This window comes from Pandoraea sp. ISTKB, assembly GCF_001721285.1.
Lineage (GTDB): Bacteria > Pseudomonadota > Gammaproteobacteria > Burkholderiales > Burkholderiaceae > Pandoraea > Pandoraea capi.
The window spans coordinates 1-20,098 of record NZ_MAOS01000046.1; the positions used below are offsets into that span (position 1 = coordinate 1).

13 protein-coding genes and 1 pseudogene are annotated in these 20,098 nt (G+C 63.4%); 11 read left to right on the top strand and 3 right to left on the bottom strand.

Features of this window, described 5'->3' with window-relative positions; translation table 11 throughout:
- The 4 genes and pseudogenes from A9762_RS28940 to A9762_RS17905 all read left to right on the top strand — a co-directional run.
- Positions 1–400 (top strand): annotated as a pseudogene (locus A9762_RS28940) (hypothetical protein); the annotation flags it as partial.
- A gap of 301 nt (positions 401–701) precedes the next feature.
- Positions 702–2,192: a DASS family sodium-coupled anion symporter gene (locus tag A9762_RS17895; RefSeq protein WP_069343370.1), complete on the top strand. Its 1,491-nt coding sequence runs from the start codon at positions 702–704 to the stop codon at positions 2,190–2,192.
- 30 nt (positions 2,193–2,222) lie between these two features.
- Complete coding sequence (locus A9762_RS17900) at positions 2,223–3,275, top strand: Ldh family oxidoreductase (RefSeq protein ID WP_069343371.1); 1,053 nt, start codon at positions 2,223–2,225, stop codon at positions 3,273–3,275.
- Positions 3,276–3,409: 134 nt separating this feature from the next.
- Positions 3,410–3,835 (top strand): F0F1 ATP synthase subunit epsilon, encoded by a 426-nt coding sequence (locus A9762_RS17905; protein WP_069343372.1) that lies wholly within the window; start codon positions 3,410–3,412, stop codon positions 3,833–3,835.
- Between the two features lie 16 nt (positions 3,836–3,851).
- Here the strand turns inward: A9762_RS17905 and A9762_RS17910 are convergent, their stop codons facing one another.
- Together A9762_RS17910 and A9762_RS17915 are read right to left on the bottom strand one after the other, a co-directional pair.
- Positions 3,852–6,479, bottom strand: a complete 2,628-nt coding sequence (locus A9762_RS17910) for an RHS repeat-associated core domain-containing protein (RefSeq protein ID WP_170836271.1) — start codon at positions 6,477–6,479, stop codon at positions 3,852–3,854.
- A gap of 124 nt (positions 6,480–6,603) precedes the next feature.
- Entirely contained in the window at positions 6,604–7,683 is a 1,080-nt protein-coding gene (locus A9762_RS17915) for a hypothetical protein (protein WP_069343374.1), read from the bottom strand.
- Between the two features lie 316 nt (positions 7,684–7,999).
- Between A9762_RS17915 and A9762_RS17920 the strand changes: the two genes are divergently transcribed.
- The 7 genes from A9762_RS17920 to A9762_RS17950 all read left to right on the top strand — a co-directional run bounded on the left by A9762_RS17920 (position 8,000) and on the right by A9762_RS17950 (position 17,297).
- A complete protein-coding gene (locus tag A9762_RS17920; protein ID WP_069343375.1) occupies positions 8,000–8,800 on the top strand; it encodes an enoyl-CoA hydratase/isomerase family protein in 801 nt (266 codons plus the stop codon).
- A 132-nt stretch (positions 8,801–8,932) separates the two neighbouring features.
- Positions 8,933–10,015 (top strand): ABC transporter substrate-binding protein, encoded by a 1,083-nt coding sequence (locus A9762_RS17925; RefSeq protein WP_069343376.1) that lies wholly within the window; start codon positions 8,933–8,935, stop codon positions 10,013–10,015.
- A 42-nt stretch (positions 10,016–10,057) separates the two neighbouring features.
- Entirely contained in the window at positions 10,058–11,206 is a 1,149-nt protein-coding gene (locus tag A9762_RS17930) for an ABC transporter ATP-binding protein (protein ID WP_069343406.1), read from the top strand.
- Between the two features lie 57 nt (positions 11,207–11,263).
- Positions 11,264–13,024: an ABC transporter permease subunit gene (locus tag A9762_RS17935; RefSeq protein WP_069343377.1), complete on the top strand. Its 1,761-nt coding sequence runs from the start codon at positions 11,264–11,266 to the stop codon at positions 13,022–13,024.
- 62 nt (positions 13,025–13,086) lie between these two features.
- Positions 13,087–14,685, top strand: coding sequence for an AMP-binding protein (locus tag A9762_RS17940; RefSeq protein ID WP_069343378.1), 1,599 nt, complete (start codon positions 13,087–13,089; stop codon positions 14,683–14,685).
- Between the two features lie 121 nt (positions 14,686–14,806).
- Positions 14,807–15,658, top strand: coding sequence for an IclR family transcriptional regulator (locus A9762_RS17945; protein WP_371443111.1), 852 nt, complete (start codon positions 14,807–14,809; stop codon positions 15,656–15,658).
- 394 nt (positions 15,659–16,052) lie between these two features.
- Positions 16,053–17,297: a GGDEF domain-containing protein gene (locus A9762_RS17950; RefSeq protein ID WP_069343379.1), complete on the top strand. Its 1,245-nt coding sequence runs from the start codon at positions 16,053–16,055 to the stop codon at positions 17,295–17,297.
- Positions 17,298–17,309: 12 nt separating this feature from the next.
- Here the strand turns inward: A9762_RS17950 and A9762_RS17955 are convergent, their stop codons facing one another.
- A complete protein-coding gene (locus A9762_RS17955) occupies positions 17,310–20,000 on the bottom strand; it encodes an autotransporter outer membrane beta-barrel domain-containing protein (protein ID WP_083254052.1) in 2,691 nt (896 codons plus the stop codon).
- Positions 20,001–20,098 lie beyond the last annotated feature (98 nt).

Genomic DNA, 20,098 nt, shown 5'->3' on the forward strand with positions numbered 1-20,098 from the left:
TTCCGGTGCACCGGTTGCGACGAAGTCCACAACCGCCAGCGCCGGGCACGGCGCCCGGCCGTCGCGGGCCGCGCGCGCGAAGCGTGCGGCCCGTGTCTCGGCCTACGCCCCGCCGGGCGCTCCGCCCCCCGCACTTATCGGGGTGGCGCCAGCGCCATGGCGCGATGTGTTCGCGGAAGCGGGCGCATGGGCCGCCGATCCGGTCATCGTGAGTGGTCGGACGTTGAGCGGAACACTGGGCAACGCCGGGCTGACGTTCGGCACGGACGGTCTGGTGACCGGGCCGCGCGCTGGCCTCACGGGGCTGTATCAGACCGTGTGGCATCGTGCGCTGACCAACCCCGTTTTGAGCACCCAACTCTTCGCCGGATCACCGGAATACTTCGGACTGCACTTCTAAACGCTTTCCTCCGCGCACGCGGCGTTCTTTGCCGCGCTCAACGCCACGCTCATCGCAACGTTGACTGGCTTGCGACATCTCGCGCGAACGCCGATCGCACGACACCGTCACCCGGGTTCGTCGCTGCGCTCGTCATCGTCGCATCTGCACGCTTGTCCGGCCGCAAGGCCCACGGCGTCTGCCATTCCCTCGTGCTTGCCTCGCGAAGTTCAATGCGGTTAGGATTAACCCGCAGTTCAAGCGTGGCATTTCCTCAAGACATGCCGACTGCCGGCATGCCATTCCGTTCTGGAGCCCCCTTATGAGCACGCCTGACGTATCTGTGCAAAGCCCTCCCCAGAAGAAAGCGATTCCCATCGGACTGATTGCCGGTGTGATCGTGATGATTGCCGTGCTCCTGATTCCCATGCCCGATGACCTGCCGGTCGCGGGGCATCGCATGCTGGCGATTCTCGCCTTCGCCGTGGTCGTGTGGATTACCGAGGCCGTGTCGTACGAGGCGAGCGCCATCATCATCACCTCGCTGATGGCTTTCCTCGTGGGCACGGCGCCTACGGTGCAGGACCCCAGTGTCGAATACGGCACTTCGCGCGCGATCAGCATGGCGCTCGCGGGCTTCTCCAATTCGGCGCTTGCGCTGGTTGCCGGCGCGTTGTTCATCGCGGCGGCCATGACGCTCACCGGACTCGACCGGCGCATCGCCCTCGTCACGCTCTCGAAGATCGGCACGAGTACGCGTCGCGTCATGATCGGCGCGGTCGCCGTCACCATCCTGCTCTCGCTCGTCGTTCCCAGTGCCACGGCCCGCAGCGCGTGTGTGGTGCCGATCATGATGGGGGTGATTGCGGCGTTCGGTGTCGACAAGCGTTCGAACATCGCGGCCGGTGTGATGATCATCGTGGCGCAGGCCACGAGTATCTGGAACGTCGGGATTCAGACGGCCGCGGCGCAGAACCTGCTGACCGTCGGCTTCATGGACAAGATGCTCGGCGATCGCATTACGTGGGCCGAGTGGCTCGTGGCCGGTGCGCCGTGGGCCATCATCATGTCGGTGATCCTCGTGGTGCTGGTGCTCAAGATGATGCCGCCCGAGGCCGATGCGATCGCCGGCGGCAAGGAAGCGGTCGAAGCGCAACTGCGTGAGATGGGGCCGATGACCAGCTCGCAGAAGCGTCTGCTCGCCGTGTCGATCGGGTTGTTGCTGTTCTGGGCGACGGAAGGCAAGCTGCATCGCTTCGATACGACGTCGGTCACTTACGTGGGCCTCGTCGTGCTGATGCTGCCGCGTTTCGGTGTGATGACGTGGAAGGACGTGCAGTCGCGCATTCCCTGGGGCACGGTGATCGTGTTCGGTGTCGGTATCAGCCTGGGGACCGCGTTGCTCACGACGCAGGCGGGGCAGTGGCTGGGCAATCATGTGGTGGCGGCCACCGGCCTCGATTCGCTGCCGACGTTGTGGATCTTCGCGATTCTGGCGGCATTCCTCATTCTCATTCACCTCGGTTTCGCGAGCGCTACAGCGCTGACGTCGGCCATGCTGCCGATTCTGATCGCCGTGCTGCAAACCTTGCCGGGCGACTTCAACCGTCTTGGCATGACGATGCTGCTGGGCTTCACGGTCAGCTTCGGTTTCATCCTGCCGATCAATGCACCGCAAAACATGGTCTGTCTGGGCACCGATACGTTCACGGCGAAGCAGTTCGCGCGTGTCGGGATCGTGGTCACGATCGTCGGTTACGCGTTGCTGTTGGTCTTCGCCGCGACGTACTGGCGCTGGCTGGGCTGGCTGTAATTCCACGCGTGCGTTGAACAAGGAGTCACAATGCGAATCCCCCTGAAAGACGCCGTCGACTTCGGCAAGCAGCTATTGCTCGCGCAAGGCGTGCCCGACGATATCGCGCTCGACGTCGCCCAGCATCTGGTCGAGTCGGACCGCGTCGGCTATGCGAGCCACGGCCTCTCGATCCTGCCGACCTACCGAAAAGTGCTGGAAGACGGGCAGGTCAATCCCACCGGACGCCCGAGCGTTCTCACCGATCACGGCAACCTGTTGCTGTACGAAGGCAATCGCGGCTTTGGCCAGCACGTCGGCAAGTTCGTCGTCGAGCATGCCATTGCACGCGCCTTCGACAAAGGCGTTGCGATCCTGACGCTGCGCAACAGCCATCATCTGGGGCGTATGGGCCAGTACGGCGAGATGGCTGCACATCAGGGGCTGGTGTTCATGGCGTTCACGAACGTGACGAACCGCCAGCCGATGGTCGCGCCGTTCGGCGGCAGCGAACCGCGTCTGACGACCAACCCGCTGTGCTTTGCCGGTCCGCTGCCGAATAACCGTCCGCCGCTCGTGGTCGATATGGCGACGAGCGCCATTGCGATCAACAAGGCGCGGGTGCTGGCCGCCGAAGGCAAGCAGGCGCCGCCGGGGTCGTTGATCGACGGCTACGGAAACCCGAGCACCGATCCGAATGCGCTTTTCACGGAACCGTTCGGGGCATTGTTGCCGTTCGGCGGGCATAAAGGTTATGCGCTGGGGATCGTGACGGAGTTGCTGGCGGGCGTGCTCTCGGGCGGCGGTACGATCCAGCCTGAGCATCCGCGCGCCGGGGTGGCGACGAACAACATGTTCGCCATCGTGCTCAATCCGCAGGTCGACTTCGCTGCGACATGGCGCTCGCATGAAGTGGAGGCGTTCATCGATTATTTGACGTCGTGCCCGCCGCAGCCCGGTTTCGATCGGGTGCAGTACCCGGGCGAGTACGAGGCGGATAATCGAAAGAAGCATCACGATCACGTCGATCTCACGCCGCCGATCTGGGAGTCGCTGCTGAAAATGGCGACGGACCTTGGCGTGGCGACACCGCGTACGTTGTAAGTGAGTGGGGCACGGTTTGCGCCGTGTCCGCTCGATGCAGTCCCTACGATAGACACGGCGCGGTGACAGCGCCGCAGCAGGTTCAGGCGATGCCCGCCGGTCCTTGGCGGCGCATTGCAGGGAGAAGTGAATACATGGCTTTACTCAAGGTGGACGTCGTCAGCACCGAGCGGTCGATTTTCTCGGGCGAGGCACGATTTGTAGAAGTACCGGGCTCGGCAGGTGAGCTGGGCGTGCTCCCCGGACATACGCCATTGCTCTCGGGGGTGCGCCCGGGGACGGTGCGAATCGAAGGGTCCGATGGCACCGAAACGTTTCTATACATCGCGGGGGGCTTCGTCGAAATCCAGCCGGATCGGGTGACGGTGCTTGCCGACACCGCGATGCGCGCCGACAGTCTCGATCAGGCGCGAGCCGAGCGCGCGCGCGAGGCCGCCGCCGCGTTGCTGGAGCAGCATACGGGCGACATCGATTACGCGAAGGCACAGGCGGAGCTGGCGGAAGCCGTGGCCCAGTTGCAGGCGATCCGGCGCTTGCGCAAGCACAAGGAAGCTCGTTGAAGGAATCGATTCCCGGCTACCACCATTTGATCGCCTTCATGCCGTGGTCACCCTTGTGGTAGTCGCCGATGCCGTGGATGATGAACTCATTGCCTTCGCCGCGGGTATAGAACATGCGCCATCTTCCGCGTCCTCTGTCGATGCCCGTCACATCTTCGGCATAGGCTTTGGCTACCCCCGGAATGCCGACGACGGGCAGGAAATGCTTGGTCGTTTCGCCGTGCAGAAGATTCGTGAGCGTTGTCGTCACGCTAGTCTTCGCCGCCCCCTTCAACGATTCTCGCTGCTCTCGGAATTTGTCGGATTCGACGATGTTGTAAATCGGCGGCGGCGTTTCGGGCACCGGCGTGCGCTCTCGCACCGGATCGAGCGTGGCTGTGGCGGTGGCGACGGATTTGGAGCGCTTGTTGCTGGCGGCGCTCGAAATCGACACTGTCTCCCAGGCAGAGGTCGAGGAGTTCGACGCCTGGCCCTCTGACAAGCGGTGCGTTCGCGCGGGGCTCGCGTCGGGATTGGCAATTTTCAGCCGCGGAAGTTTGAGCTTCGCGAAGTTGTTCGGATGCGTGCGCAACTGATCGATTTGTCGCTCGTTGGTGATCCCGGCGTAGATCGAATCGCCCGCCAGATTCTTCCCCTGATAAACGATTTGCAGTATCGATGGATTGGCCTCTTTGAAGGCGTGCATCCGTTTGGCGTCGGCCGCGCCGAGTTTGAACTTGTCGGCGTAGCTGACGGTATAGGTTTCGGTGGAGACCGGCGGCGCTGGCCCCGATTCCCCCGACGGATCGACCGATGTCTTGCGGGAGACCTGTCCGGACAATCGACGTGCCACTGCCGCCACCGGACGCCTGAGGCGCTGAGTGATCGCCACGGCAATCGCGGCGACGAAGAGCAGCGATGCGATGGCGACGGTGGCCCAGAGGTTACCGCTGGCCTGCTCGCCCAGTAAGCCATGCCGGTCGACCCGGCTTACCGGGTTGTTGCCGAGCATCGCGAACCGGTTCAATCCGTCGGCACTCCCGAGCGGGTCGGGATTGATCCACCGCTGAAGCCACGGCGCGTAGTACCGGAAGCCGTAGTAGAGCAAACCTGTGGCGTCGCGTTCCTTGCCCGAATACCGCAACGTACGGTATTTGACTTCGATTTCGTTGCGTCCTGCCTGCCATGCGGTGGTGCCGAACGGGTAATAGCCCTCCCGGCACGCCACGTCGGCGCTATCGTCCAGCTCACAAACGTGACTGCCGAGGTGATCATCGAGCCGGTAGCGCACGGCATCGTTGCCGATCGACGCCGGTGGCTCGGATACCCAATGCAACACGCGCACGGCGCCCAGCCCGGTGGGCACCGAGATGATGTGGAGCGTTTCTCCCGTCGCGGAGTTCTGACGGATCTCCAGTGCGGGCAAGTAGAGGACCTCGGCGGTATGCGTCACGCGTGCGGCGACACGGCGCGTGATCTTGCGGACCCGCTGACCGCTCCCGTCGTACGCGTACCGCTCATCGTCGTCCTGCCCATCGCGTTTGCCGTGACGGCGGATCTGCGTGACCTGGGCCAATTGCTGGCGCGCGTTCCAGCGCATGGTCTGGCCGGGTTCGAGTTCCGCTTGATTGCCGCAGGCGTCGAAGCCCTTGCCGAAGTCGGGTGCCGGCGCGCCGTCTTCGTGATACAGGGAACGATTGCTGTCCGGGGCGACGGCCATATCGCGAGTGAACGACTGCGCGCCGACGTGTCGCATCTGAACGAGATTGCCGCTCGCATCGTAGGCATACGACTGGGTATAGGGGTGGAGCAGGGAGTCGTCGTCGAGGTCCGGCAGACCTGGTCCGAACGTGGGGTAGGCGCTCTCGCGTCCAGAGGCGGACGACAGTTGAGAGATCGTGTCGTATGCGAAAGTGCAGACACCGTCCGTGCGCCGGTTGCGATGAAAGCGCTCGGGCGCGGTCGCGTCTTCAATGCGCACGACGTTGCCTACTGGATCGTAGGCGTAGTGCAGCGCCTGCAAGACGGTGCCGTCGTCCTTATGGGTGGACAGGGCAACGAGCATCGCGTCCGCTTCGTCGTAAATCGCGGTGCGCGTGGCGTATTCGAGGACCTGCGTCGAGAGGGAGAGCGCGGTGACCTCGTCCAGCAACGCTTTTTCGTCGATCACTTCCGTACCGATGTCCGGTCGCCGCTCGTCGAGTTTGAGCCGAAACGCGTCCTGCGAGCCGGAGGCTTCAAGCGCGCGTGCGCGGCGATAGAGCATCAGCAGATACGCGGCAGGCGATGTGCGCGCCTCGATGGCGTTGGGGCGCGCCATCGCAGCCCAGTCTTCGTCGAACAGGTTGCCGTACTGCGGGCCCGAGGACAGGTTGTCCAGGCCGGGAGTGAAGTCGGGGGACGTGCGGGCACTACGGGTGAGTTCACGCTCGCGAAAGCGACGCGCGACCACAATGCCCGCCGCCACGGCGCGTGAATGCAGCTTGCGTGCTTCGTCGATATGCAGGCCCGGTTGCGCATCGAGCAGTTGCCGCAACGACAGGCGACTTAGCGCGACGGCATCGCCGGCACTGTAGGCGGCACTGCGGGCGGCATCGGACTGTGTTGCCGTCAAATGCGTCAGCAACGGGCTTCTGTAAGACGAGACTTTGGATCTGCGAGACATCGATCGCTCCTTGTGAACCATGTCGATACTCGGAGCCCGCGGTGGCGCTTCCTATCACCATCCTCAGATCAATGCAGATGCTCAACAACTGTCAACGTTGACAGGTCCCGTTGCGTGCGACGATTCAAACCCAGTTCAGTAGAACGGTATCGATGATCTTCTCAACGCCATCGACCTCTCGATAGAGTTGCACGGCAGGTGACCAGGCCCTGTTGCACGTCAGGCGTGCGAGGGCGACGTCGCCGAAGGTGAACGGGAAAATTTCTACGTCCATTCCGCTACCTTCGGTCAATCGGTACTTTTCGCCGGGTTGCTTGTTGATGTACGTCGGCCACTGCAAGTAGATGGATTCGCCCACAGGAACGGACTTGACAGGGGCATAGAGGAACGGTGCTCGCGAGTTTTCGATAAGCGGCGGATGGTTCATTCTGATGTCGATGTCAGGGCCGCCGATGTGATACTCCGTGTTCAGTGGCCGCGACACATAAGCTTCCATGATGCCGAGGTCGTAATCTGTGTCGTCCCCCTGCAATGTCTCGTCGTATCGGAAGGAGATGTTGCCGGACGACTCCGAAAAGTACATTTCTACCTCGTAGGCAAGGACGATTGATCCGTCGCGTCGATGGAGTCGAACGGAAACTTCGCCCTCGGACGGCACGCCTGCTGCACCATGAATGTATCGACCGGCGATGCCGTAAGCGCGGACGTGGTTAAAGGCGTAGGCTTCGCCTAGTTCGGGGCGCGCAGGATAGACGACGGCAATGTAAGTCGCTTCGTCCGGATCCGAAGGGCACCGCATGAAGTAGACCGTATATTCCTTATTCGACGGGCCGCCTGCAACGATGAACCTGGCTGGGGAAAACAATCCGGCGTCTTGCCGGTAGGTCACCGGAAATTCGGCGATGCCATTGGCGTCGGTGAATCGGACATCCTTGATCGGCATCCCCATCGCGCCGCTCGTTATCGCATGGTCCGGCGAAAGGGAGATGATGCTGCACGGGATGCCTTCCATTGGCTCCCCACCGGGTAGCGCGCGGGCTTCGATAAGAATGCCGCGCGTGCCTCCGCCAGTCGGTCCGAAGATGAACGCTCCCTCAGCGCCCATGCTGGTCTTCGGCATTGGCTTTGCCACGAGTTCGAACGAATTCGCTGCGTCGTTGCCAACGTTCCCCTGAGACTTGATTCCTTTCTCTGATGCGTTCATGTCGTCCTCCGATGCAAAGGGCTACGGCTTGCCGTGGCAGGGATATCGCGTCGTCATGTTGAGACTCGCCGCTGCGGCTCAACAACTGTCAACGTTGACAGGTCACCCACCATCCAGGTGCGCCGCGGTCCAAGGTGCAACCGCCTGAGGTAAACCCTGAAGCGATTCAGCTTGCACCATTTTTTTGAACTCACTATATTTCTTTCAAATAACAGTTATTGCACTGAGATAACTGTTTAGCGAAAAATGCGTTGACCGCATTGTCGTCATCTCAATGCACGCGTGATGTCCACGCGTCGATGTCCATGGAGTTCAAATGAGCGAGACCGCAAAGCAAACGGAACAGGAAGTTCTCTTCACGCAGGTTGGCAAGGTTGCCGTCATCACGTTGAATCGCCCGCAGGCGCTCAACGCCTGGACCATCGCCATGCGCGAGCTGATCATCGACGCGCTCCAGCGCTTCAATGCAGACGACAACGTGGCGGCAGTCATCATGACCGGCGCGGGCCGCGCCTTCTCGGCCGGGCAGGATCTGGCCGAGGCGAAGCACTTCGACGGCGATACCGCGATCGAGTGGATCAAGGGCTGGGAGCATTACTACGACGTGATTCGCAGCCTGAAGAAGCCGCTGGTGATGGCGCTCAACGGCACGGCCGCCGGCTCGGCCTTCCAGGTCTCGCTGCTTGGTGATATCCGCGTGGGCCATCCGGGCGTGCGCATGGGGCAGCCGGAGATCAACGCCGGCATCGCCAGCACGACCGGTCCGTGGATCATGAACCACATGCTGGGCCTGTCGCGCACCATCGAACTCACGCTGACGGGTCGTCTGATGGATGCCGACGAGAGCCATCGTCTGGGCCTGATCCATCACCTCGTGCCGGAAGACAAAGTGTTCGAAAAGGCACTCGAGATCGCGACGGAACTCGCCGAGAAGCCGCCGGTGGCCATGCGTCTGGACAAACAACGCTTCCGTGAAATGACCGAAGGCACGTTCCAGGACGCCATCGAAGCCGGCATGCGCATTCAGCGCGAGTCGTACGAATCGGGTGAGCCGGCGCGCATGATGGCCGCCTTCTTCGCCAAGCGTGCCGCGAAGGCCGAAGCAGCGAAGGCCTGACGTCGACGTCCATTCCAGAAGAGATCGTCATCGAATGAAGTGCCGTCACGGTGCGCTGCCAGCGAGCGCGTACCGTGGCAAACCACACAGGGCATGCGCGGCGCGCCTGTCCACTGCAAAGCGGAGTTTCTTATGTCTGACTCGCACGACCCGCAAAACCCGTCCCGTCGCCGTCTGCTTCAAGTGGCCGGCGCCACCGCGCTGGCCGGCGCATTGCCGTTGGTTACCTCGCGCGGCGCCTTCGCACAAGCCAAGCAGTTGATCGTTTCCGACCCCGGTGGCCCGTACACCGTAGCGTATCGCCGTGCGTTCTACGATCCGTTCGAGAAGGCGACCGGCATCAAGGTGGTCAGCGTGGCGCGTGATTCGCAACCGGTCGCTCAGTTTGCGGCGATGGTGCAGACGAAGAACTTCGTGTGGGATGTGACGACGCTCACGCTCTCGGCCGATATTCCCTATCTCGAGTCGAAGGGCTTCCTCGAACCGATCGGCATGAAGGTCAGCGACTTCCCGGGCATCATGCCTGAGGCCGTGACCGCCGACTGGCTCGGTGTCGACGTCTATTCGACCGTGCTCGCTTATCGCACTGACAAGTTCCCGAAAGACGCCCCGCAGACGTGGGCCGACTTCTGGGACGTGAAGCGTTTCCCGGGCCGTCGTTCGCTGCGCCGCAGCCCGCTCGACACGCTGGAACAGGCGCTCATGGCCGATGGCGTGCCCATCGACAAGCTGTATCCGCTCGATCTGGACCGTGCGTTCAAGTCGCTCGACAAGATCAAGCCGCACATCAATCTCTGGTGGACGTCGGGGGCGCAGGCCATGCAGGCGATCCAGAACGGCGACGTCGACATGATGTCGACGTGGAACGGCCGCGCGCAGGCCGCCATCGACAACAAGGCGCCGGTGAAGATCGTCTGGAATCAGGGACTGTATTCCATCGAAGGCTGGGGCATTCCGAAGGGCACGCCGCGCGCCGAGTTCGCTCGTCAGTTCGTGCGTTTCTGTGCGGACCCGGCACGTCAGGCGCTCATTACGCAGGATCTGGCGTATGGCCCGACCAACCTCAAGGCGTTCGACGGCATTCCCAAGGAACGTGCGCCGCTGCTGCCGACCGCGCCGGCCAACCTGAAAGGCATGCGTCTGCCGAGCCCGCAGTGGTGGGCAGAGAACCGCACCCGAGCCACCGAGCGTTTCAACGCGTGGTTGTTGTCGTAAGCGTCGCGAACACCGGAACAGCGGAGCAGGATGAGCACGAACATGAGTACCAAACTGGAAACCATCGGTCTCGCCAAGACGTATCGCGAGACCCCCGCGCTCCTGCCGACGGACCTGCGGGTCGCGGCAGGGGAATTTCTCACGCTGCTCGGCCCGTCGGGCTCGGGCAAGACCACGCTGCTGCAAATGATCTCGGGGCTGGTCGAGCCCAGCGCCGGTCAATTGCTCATCGACGGGCGCGACGCCACGCATGACGCGCCGGGCAAGCGCGGCATCGGGATGGTCTTCCAGAGCTACGCGTTGTTCCCGCATATGACGGTCTGGGAGAACGTGGCGTACGGCTTGCGCATGCGCAAGCTGCCGCGCGCCGAACTCGCCCCGGCCGTCGATGCGGCGCTCGCGATGGTCAAGATGCAGGCCTTTGCGCAACGGCTGCCCTCGGAGTTGTCGGGCGGTCAGCAGCAACGGATTGCACTCGCGCGCTGTTTCGCGTTTCGTCCGTCGATCATCCTGCTCGACGAGCCTTTGGGTGCGCTCGACAAGAAGCTGCGTGAGCACATGCAACTGGAGATTCGTCGGCTGCATCAGGAGTTGGGGGCCACGTTCATCTACGTGACGCACGATCAGGATGAGGCGTTGACGCTGTCCGACCGCATCTGCTTGATGAATCAGGCACGCATCGAGCAGATCGGTACGCCCGCGCAGTTGTACGACCGTCCGGCGACGCGTTTCGCTGCTGATTTCCTTGGGCATTCCAATTTGCTCGACGGTGTGGTCGAGCGCTTGCCCGACGGCCGTGTGGCGCTGCGGGTTGGGGCAACGGAAGGGGCGGCTGACGGCAAGCATGGCGCGAATGGTGGCGCGAATGGTGGTGGTTATGCCGGCACGCGTCTCGTGCCGATCGGCCCGAGTCCCGATCTTCCGGCAGCAGGGGCGGCCAGTCTGCTGGTGCGCCCGGAGGCGGCCCGTCTGACGTCGCCCGAAGACGGCGCGCTCGCCGGCACGATTCGCGAAGTCGTGTTTCTCGGATCGGACACGCGCGCCATCGTTTCGCTGGGGCAGGGCGCCAGTGGGGGAGGTGATGGCGTGGCGGACTTCACCGTGCGTTGTCCGCGCGAGCTGACGCCGCGTGTGGGCGACCGTGTCGGACTGGCGTGGGACCACAGTCGCGCCACGCTGCTCACGCGCTGAGCCACCTTCGGGGCGTTCGAGCGAGCGCCCGAGTCATTCGCTTCAGGAGTATTTGCCATGTGGCTTGTTCAACGCCTGCCTCAGGCGGGGCCTCGTATTGCCTGGCCGAAACATCTGGCCCGCTGGTTGCCGGCTTTGCCCGCGCTACTGTTCCTCGCAGTGTTCTTCATCGTGCCGGTCGTCGAGATTCTGCAAGGCGGCCTTTACGATGCCGACGGCGTGCTGTCCGTCGCGCAATTCGCGCGCATGACGCACTCGGCCGTCTACATCAAGGTGCTCGGTTCGACGTTCTGGATCGCGTTTCTGACGGCCGCGTTGTCGGTGTTGCTCGGCTATCCGGTAGCGTATCTGCTCGCCCGGTTGTCGGCCCGCTCGCGCGAGCGCTGGTTGCTGTGGATCGTGCTGCCGTTCTGGACCAGCTATCTCGTCAAGACTTATGCGTGGATGCTGCTGCTGTCCCGCACGGGGCTGCTCACGACGCTGGCCGCGCATCTCGGTCTGATCGACACGGCGGGCACGCTCGCGCCTTCGCTCACCGGGGTGCTGATTGGCATGGTGCACGCGATGCTGCCGCTGGCGGTCATGACGATGCTGCCGATCATGCGCGGCATCAACATGCAACTCGTGCAGGCGGCGCAGACACTCGGGGCCGACCGCTCGACGGGCTTCTTTACCGTGTTTCTGCCGTTATCCGGCCCAGGCGCGGCGGCGGCCGGACTGCTCGTCTTCATCACGAGTCTGGGCTTCTTCATCGTGCCCGCGCTGCTCGGTTCGCCGCGTGAGTCGATGGTGGCGCAACTGGTCATCTCGTCTGTGCTGGAGCTGTTCGATCTCCGCTTTGCCGGGGCGCTCTCGACGGTGTTGCTGCTGTGCTCGATCGTCGTGTTCTTCGTCTATGACCGGGTCGTCGGCCTGTCGTCGCTCGCAGGCGAAGCACCGGAGCGGCGTGCCGGGTCGGGCGGACGGATGTTGCCGGTGCTGATCGCTGTGGGACGTATTGCAAGTTTCGCAGACAAGTTGTCGTTCTCGCGCGGCCGTGAGCATGCGCAGGGTGGGCTGGGCCTCAAGGCGTACACCTGGGCGGTCGTGCTGGCGCTGATACTGCCGATCGCGTTCGTCGTGCCGCTCGCGTTCACCAAGCAATCGTTCGTGTCGTTCCCGCCGGAACTCTTCACCATCAAGTGGTTCGTGGCGTTCCTCGAATCGAGCGTGTGGCAGGCGGCGTTGCTGCGTTCGCTCGGCGTGGGTTTCGCGACGGCGGCGTTGGCGCTGGTCCTCGGTTTCGGTGCCAGTCTGGCGCTCGTGCGGTTGCCGTCGCGCTGGCGCAAGCCGTTGTTCGCGATGTTCATCGCACCGCTGATCGTGCCGCGTATCGTCGTTGCCGTCGGCCTGCTTTACCTCTTTGCACGCTGGGGACTGGCGGGCACCAATGCGGGCCTCGTCATCGGTCACACCGTGCTGGCGATTCCTTACGTCGTGGTCACGTTGTCGGCGAGCTTCAAGCGCTTCGACTGGCGCCTCGACGATGCCGCCAAGATGCTCGGTGCGTCGGCCTTCACCCGCGTGCGCACGGTGCTGCTGCCGTTACTCGCCGCGAGTCTCGGCTCGGCCTTCCTGTTCGCATTCATCGTCTCGTTCGACGACCTGACCATCGCCATCTTCGTCTCCGGCGGAATCAACACCACGCTGCCGAAGCAGATGTGGGACGACATCCAGCTGGCCGTCACGCCGACGCTGGCCGCAGTCGCCACGTCGCTCGTGTTCCTGATGGTGTTCGTCGTCTGGCTGTCTTCCATCTTCAAACGCAAGAGCTACTGATATCTGCGGATTCTCGTATGTCTATGTCCAACGTTGCCCGAGTCGCGCCGGTAAATGCGCAAATGTCTTCTGCTTCAGATCCTGCTTCACATCCTTACACGCAGTACTTCCCGCAACGGGCCGCGGGCGACCAGCTCGACGTCGTACCGCTGCTCATGGCGGGGCTTCACGGGGCGTCGACGAAGCCGGTCGTCGTCTTCGAGGGCGAGGCCATCGACCGCGCGCAGATGGCCGCGCGCGTTGGCGCCATGCAGGCCTGGTTCGCGGCGCAGGGGCTGGTGCCCGGCGACCGTGTGGCCGTCATGCTGGGCAATAGTGCCGCGCAGATCGCACTGATTTATGCGCTCATGCTCTCTGGCCTGGTGTGGGTGCCCGTGAACACGCGCCTGAAGGGCGACGGTATCGAGTATCTGCTCGGTCATGCGAAGCCCCGGTTGCTTATCTCGGAGCCGTCGTTTGCGGCGGTGCTCGACGCGGGCGTTGCCCTGGCCGCCGAGCAACCGGGACATCACGGCACGCAGGTCGTGCGTCACTGGCTGGTCGACGTCATGGCCCAGGCTGAGGCGTATGCCGGTAAGGCGCCCGTGGTAGCGAACGTCACGCCGGCATCGGTGCTTTGCATCATCTATACGTCGGGGACGACCGGTGCGCCGAAGGGGGTGCTGTTCACGCATCGCATGATGCGTATCGCCAGCGAAGCCGCGTTGCGCGTGGCCGATGCCGGTGACGGCGACCGTCTGTTCCTCTGGGAGCCGCTGTGCCATATTGGCGGCGCGCAGATGCTGTTGCTGCCGTTTCTGGTCGACGTCGAAATGCACGTGGTCGAACGATTCTCCGCAAGCCGCTTCTGGCAGCAGTGCGAGCAGGCGCAGGCAACGCATCTGCATTACCTCGGCGGCATTCTCGACATCCTCATGCAATTGCCCCGGGACGCGCAGCCCGCAACGAACTCCCTGCGTGTGGCGTGGGGCGCGGGCGTGTCGGCTAGTGCATGGGAGGCGACACGCGACCGGCTGGGGTGCGCCTTGCGCGAGTGCTACGGCATGACGGAGTGTTCGAGCTTCGCGACGCTCAACGATGCCGACCGCCCGGGGTCTATCGGTCATGCGCTGCCGTGGCTCAAGCTGGCGCTGCTCGACGACGACGGGCAACCCGTCGCTGACGGCGAGCCGGGCGAGATCGTGCTGTCGAGCGATGTCGAGGGTGTGTTCCTGCCGGGGTATCTCGACAACCCGGAGGCCACGGCCAAAGCACTGCGCGACGGCAAGCTCTACACCGGCGACAGCGCGCGACGTCAGGCGGATGGCAGTCTGGTCTTCATCGGACGACGTACCGACAGCATGCGCGTGCGCGGGGAGAACGTGTCGGCGTGGGAGATCGAGCGCGTGTTCGCGCGACATCCGGCGGTGGCGGCGTGTGCAGCGATCGGTGTGGCGAGTGAGATCGGCGAGCAGGACGTCATGCTCTATGTGCAGTTTCGCGAGGCGGCAGTGGATTGGCCGACGTTGTCGCAATGGGCGTCCGAGCGGCTCGCCAGCTACCAGCGGCCACGTTACTATCGCGAGACGTCACACTTCGAGACGACGCCGTCGGAGCGAATCCGCAAGCACTTGTTGTCGCGCGACACGGATGGCGCATGGGAGAGCGGTGGCGTGAAGTGATTTTCCGCGTTGGCGTGAAGTCCAATTGAAGTCGCATTGAAGTCGAACGGTTTATCGCATAAAGATAGAGAGTTATTTTTATGAGATAATCCTGCGAAATTCTTCAAATACCGATCTGACTGTGGCCACCACCAAGACACCTCGTAGCCGAGCCAAAGACAAAGCCGTTACCACGGATGCGTCGCCGGGTGCGGCGGCATTGACCGACTCCACGCTTTACGTCAATTCCGTCGAAAAGGCGATGAAAGTGCTCACGGCGTTCGATGGTTCGAAGCGACATCTGTCGCTCTCCGAAATCGCGGTGGCCACGGGTCTCGACATCAGCGCCGCGCAGCGCTTCACGTTCACCCTTTCGGCCCTGGGGTATCTGCTCAAGGACCCGCAAAGCAAGAAGTACGAACTTTCGCCGAAGCTGCTCGACTTCACCTATCACTATCTTGTCTCGAACGAACTGGTGAGTCGTGCCGCCCCTTATCTCCAGCAACTGGCGGCCGAAACGGAAGAGGCGACGAACCTCACGGTGCGTCTCGATACCGACATCGTTTTCGTGTTGCGTATCGTGAGCCGTAGTGTCTTCAATGCCAACGTGATCGTCGGCTCGCGTCTGCCTGCGTACTGCACCGCGCCCGGGCTGGCGATGCTCGCCACGCTCGACGACACTGAGATCGACGACATCCTCGCGCGCACCAATCTCGTCCAGTTCACGCCGGCGACCGTGGCACAGCCGCGCAAGATCAAGGAGCGGCTCGCCCGCATCCGTAAGCAAGGCTACTCGCACACTGAGGACGAGTTCTTCATGGGCGACATCTCCACGGCGGCGGCCGTCGTGAATCAGGACGGCCGGGCCATCGGCGCGATCAATATCGCCGTGCCTCGGGTGCGCTGGAACGCCGAGCGCGACGAGCGTCGCTTTGCCGATCTCGTCATTCAGACCGCCGGAGCGCTGTCCGCGCGCCGACGTCAGGAAATGTGAGGCAAGCGGCACGCGTCAAGACGCGTCACCGGACGGCAAGCCCAGCCGGAACGGTGCCCGAAAAGGCAGTGTAAGGAAGATTGAGACAGCCTTTGCCGACGGGCCTTCGCGGCAGTTGCCGTCCCAATTTGACGTGCTAGAATCCCGCCCCATGGGTATGGAGATACAAAACCGATGGCCGGACCGGGGCGGCCAGACGGTGCGTCATATAAGACGCGCAAGCGGCTGTCGCGTTTGTCCATCTCCAGCATGACGAATGGCTGCGAACCGCCGATCGTTCGGTCAGGGTGCTATCTCCTGCCATCTCCTGTTATCCCCCGTACTTCAAACTGCGCGTTGTTTCCGGGACCGAGGTGAGGGTCCGTCGGTTGCAATGCGTACGGGGGACGGAGCCATGGCTCTTGGTTTGTCGCTGCCGGCGTTAGACCTGCCGACACTACAGTTTGTGACCTTCCTGTTGAGTATCGCGACAGGCATCCTGTTCATGCTCGATGCGCTGCGTCGCGACGAGGCCGAATCGCCGCGATGGTGGAGCCTCGCCTTCCTGCTCGCAACGTTCTCTCCCGTGCTTTATCTGCTCGCCGCGCGAAGCTCCCAGCTCGCGGTGCTCTATCCGTTGGGCAACGCGGTGGCAACGCTCGCCTTTGCCATGGTATGGAGCGGTGCCCGCCGCTTCTACGGTCGCAGTGTGCAGTGGGTGGCCGTGTTCGGCGGCCCGGCCGTGCTGCTATGGGGGACGTGGCTGTTTGCCCGACCTCTCGACGCATGGAGTGGCGGCGTGCTGTTCTTCTCGTTGCTCGCGTTCTACAGTCTGATGGCGGCCAAGGAGTTCTGGCAGGCGTCGGGGCTGCGGCTGCCCAGCAGCATTGTGCTGGCCGTCGTCGCCGTGCTGCACGGCTCGTTCTACACGGCGCGTGCGGTGGCGCTCGTCTGGCTTGGCCCGACCGATGCGAAGTTCCTCGCGTGGTTCGGCCCGCAAGTGTCCACGACCGAAATGCTCGTGCTGATCGTGGTGGCGAGCTTCCTCATGGTGTCGCTGGGCAAGGAGCGCTCCGAGATCGCGCTGCACCGCGCCGCAACGCGCGATGGCCTCACGCAGGCATTCAATCGTCCCGAGTTCACCCGCCTCGCACGCGAGCAGCTACGACGTCATGGCGCGGCGCGCGCACCTGTCGCCTTGCTCCTGCTGGACCTCGATCACTTCAAGCGTATCAACGACACCTACGGGCATCCGTTCGGTGACACCGTGCTGCTGCTCTTCGCACGCACGGCGGCGCAGCAATTGCGGGCCGACGACATCTTCGGACGATACGGCGGCGAGGAGTTTGCGCTATTCCTGCCGGGCGTGGGCGCCAACGAGGCGCAGGCCATTGCGGAGCGCGTGCGCGAGGCGTTCGAGCGCTCGGCGAGGGTGGTGCAGGGCGAGACGGTGGCGGCGACGGTGAGCATCGGGATTGCTTGCGACGAACGCTCACGCGGCGAGTTGTCGTCGCTCGTCCAGCGGGCTGACCGGGCACTCTATCAGGCCAAGGCCGCCGGACGAAATCGCTGCATGCGTTATACGCCCGAGACGACCATGCCCGTGATCGATCCCCGCGCCGACTTGCCCTCGCAAACGTTGCAGGCGGCGGGCGGGTGACGCCGGTCGCGCTTACCAGCGCCAGCGCACGCCGAGCGTGGCAGACACACTCTGCTGGCGCGTATCGTCGATTTGCGTGAGGTAGGCAAGCGAGGCATACACGCTCGCGTGCTTGTTGAAGCGGCCGGCCACACCGATGCCGAACTGGGCCGCCGTGGTGTTCGCGCTCGATACGATCGGCGTCGTGCCGCCGAAGATCGCTTTCCCGTCGTTGCCGAACGTGTGCAACAGATTGAACAGCAGATAGGGACGCAGCAGGCCGCGTTCGCCGTCGTAATTGCCTTCCAGACGTGCGCCGATCCGGGCGAGCCAGCTGCTGGTGCTGTCGAACGACACCGTGGAGACGGCGTCGGTCAGGTCGTTCAGCGACTGGCGCTGATAGACGATTTGCGCCTGCGGTTCGAGCGTGAGGGTCGACGTCAGACGGATCGGCCAACCCGTCTCCAGCGATGCCGATATCGCTTTGCCGTGCGTGCTCGTGTTCATGCCGCTGATCGGCTTCGACTCGTATTGCAGGGCGGAGCCAAGTACCACGGCATCGATGTAGGCGAGGTTGGGCATCACATGCGTCCAGTACAAACCTGCGCTGTACATGTCCAGGCCCAACGAGCCGGTGTGAGTGTCCATGGCGCCCAGTGCGCTGCCTTGCGTGTCGCCCGAGGCGCGCGTCCATCCCGCGATAATCCCTACGTGATCGTTGTGCCCGCTGTCCGTTCGACGCGACACGAGGTCATGACCGATCTGTACGCCCCCGATGTTGCCGTCGAATTGCGGCGACACATCGCCTTTGGGACGAAACTGTTCCGTCTGCCCCCAGACCCGCGCCCAACCTGCGGGTAGCCAGCCGTTCTCGTCGAGCAGGCCTTGTTGCCCCTGCCGCTCGTGGAACGTTCCCATCTGCGCGAAGCCGGCCACACGTGCGATCTCCGGCATGACGGAGTACACCGGGACTTCCACCCGGTAGATCGGCATCGGGGCCGAGCCTTCGGCGGCCGTTGGCGGACTGCCGACGGCGCCGACCGGCGAGAGCACCGTGTTGACCGTCTGTCCTGTCAGCGCGTCGACATAAGTCACGGCAGTGGCCACGGGCACGGTGGAGCGTAGATACCAGTTGTTGGCAGTGCCGGGCGTGGTGCCGCCCTGATAAAGGTAGTACGTGTAGGCACCTTGACTGACGGTGCCGTTCAGCGTGAAGGCGCTTGCCGACGACGTGGCGCCGCCGATGGCGTTGACCATCGGAATACCGTTGCCTGTTGTGAGCGCACCGGCCCCGCCCATGTTGTTGACCGCGAGGGTCGTGGTGCCGCCGATCGCGCCGCCGCTCACGGTGAGCGGGGCGACCTTCGAGTTGTCGTCGCCAAGCACGGTGTCGATCGCGAGTTTGCCGCCCTGGCCCGTGTAATTTCCCACGACGGTCAGTGTGCCGTTGCCGGCACCGTCGCCCGGGCGCACGGTGCCGGCGTTAGTCAGGTTGCCGGTAAGTGTGCCGGTACCGGTGAGCGTGGCGCCCGATGCCACCTGCGACGTTGCCCCCCCGAGCGTACTGTTCAGCGTAAAAACGCCGCTTTGAAACTGTGCCGATGTGAAGTTGCCGCTGCCCGTCCATGTCCAGTTGTCGCCCTGCATATTGAGCGTGCCGAAATTGACGAACGGATTGCTCGACGTACCGCTGCCTTGCAGATTGACGGTGCTTACCGCACTGTTACCGCCATCGGCGGTGCCGATGATCTGCGAGCCGGTCTGCAATGTCAGCGTATTGGAGCGTGCCGCTGCGTTCATCGCGATGGCGGTGCCCACGTCGCTCTGGATCAGACCGGCATTGGTGATGGAGACCGTGCCGTTGACCGTGCGAACCCCGAACCCCTGACGGCTGATGATCTGGCCGCCCGCCTGATTCACGATCGACGTGGTGAAGCCCGAGGCCGTGTTCGACACGACGGCGTCGCTGTTGATGCCGCGCGCTTCGATGTAGCCGCTGTTGGTAAGACGGTTGTTGTTGCCCTGCATGAACACCGTGAACGAACGGTTCGACGCCGTGCCGCCTGTTGTGATCAGCGTGCCGCTGTTCGTGACAGTGCTTTGCCCGCCCACCACGCTGATCGCACGGCTGCCGCCGCCGTTTGCCGTCACGGTCCCGGTGTTGACGAAGGTGCTGTTCAGACCGAGGCCGGACGATTGCCCCCATGCGGCGGTCATACCGAAGGCGTTCGGACCGTTGACGGTGATCGTGCCGTTATTGGTCAGCGAGCCATGGTTGCCGTTGCTCGCCATGCCATCGTTTTCGAACCCTGATGTCGTGATGACGCCGGTCGACGTGTTGACGAGCGTGTTGTCATCATGAGCGCCGAGCATTGCCGCGCCACGGCCAGAGGGGTTGGTGCCGGTCATGCTCACCGTGCCGGCGTTGGTAATCGTGCTGGAGGAGTCGACGGTGATCGTCGCGATATCGGGTGACGCGCGAACCGAGGAGACCGTCGCGCCTTGCTGGACATTCACCGTCACCCCCGTGCTGCCTGCCTGTGCGGCGACGACGCCGTCTGTGCCCGTGCAGGTCACCGTGGTGCCGCTCGGTGGCGTAACGTTGTCGCATGCGGCACGCGCCTGCGTGGCGCAACACAGCGACAGGGCCAGAATGAGGGGCTTGAGGGGCAGTGGACACTGCGCGGATCCGAAAGACGCAACGGCACGTGGCGAGGTCGTCATATCGCGCTCCTGAGGGTGGGGAAATCTTTTAATTCATATCGCGCAATTCAAGTGAATTCAAAATAGGTGCTTAATTCTTCAACAACAAATATCGGCGT